Source organism: Streptomyces zaomyceticus (assembly GCF_014656215.1).
Lineage (GTDB): Bacteria > Actinomycetota > Actinomycetes > Streptomycetales > Streptomycetaceae > Streptomyces > Streptomyces zaomyceticus.
This window is the reverse complement of record NZ_BNBZ01000075.1, coordinates 1-898: the sequence shown is the minus strand read 5'-3', so window position 1 is coordinate 898 and position 898 is coordinate 1. Positions and strand designations below refer to the sequence as shown.

Below are 898 nucleotides of genomic sequence, written 5' to 3'. Positions count from 1 at the left end.
CTAGGTTCTGTCTTCAAATGTCACGCCCACATCAGGAGTGACGCGAGGGTGACTGCTGCGTCGTAGGACTCGGCGGTCTTGTCGTACCGGGTGGCGATGCCACGCCACTGCTTCAAGCGGTTGAAGCACCGTTCCACGACGTTGCGGTGCTTGTAGATCTCGCGGTCGAAGGCCGGCGGGCGGCCTCCGCGGCTGCCTCGTCGGGCCCGATTGCGGACCTGATCGGCCCGCTCGGGAATCGTGTGGGCGATGCCCTTGCGGCGGAGCCAGGTGCGGATCGCCTTCGAGCTGTAGCCCTTGTCGCCCAGGACGTGATCGGGCCGGGTGCGGGGTCGTCCCGGTCCCATACGGGGTACCCGGATCGCTTCCATCACGGTGGTGAACCGGGTGCAGTCGTTGGTGTTGCCGCCCGTCACGACGAAAGCGAGCGGACGGCCTCGCCCGTCACAGGCCAGATGGATTTTGCTGGTCAGACCGCCTCGGGACCGGCCGAGGGCCGGGTCGCGGAGCCCCCTTTTCGAGCCCCGGCTGCATGCTGGTGGGCCCGGACGACGGTGGAGTCGACCGACACCAGCCACTCGACGTCGCCTGCCGCGTCCGCCTTCGCCTGAGCGGCCCGCAGCATCCGGTCGAACGTTCCGTCCGCCGCCCACCTGCGGAAACGCGTGTGTAGCGTCGCCCACGGACCGTAGCACTCGGGCACGTCCCGCCAGGCCGTCCCGGTCCGGAACTTCCACACGATCCCGTTCAGGACCCTGCGGTCGTCCAGCCGCTTGCGTCCCCGCAACGACTCGGGCAGCAGCGGCCGGACGAACTCCCACTCGGCGTCCGACAGTTCATGGCGACGTATCACGACACCATGATCCACCAACGGTGATCATTTGAAGACACTGCCTAG

General features: G+C 67.6%; 1 pseudogene. It reads right to left on the bottom strand.

Going from position 1 to position 898, the window contains the following annotated elements:
• Positions 1–20 precede the first annotated feature (20 nt).
• Positions 21–850: pseudogene (locus IE311_RS36490) on the bottom strand (IS5 family transposase).
• Between the last annotated feature and the right edge of the window lie 48 nt (positions 851–898).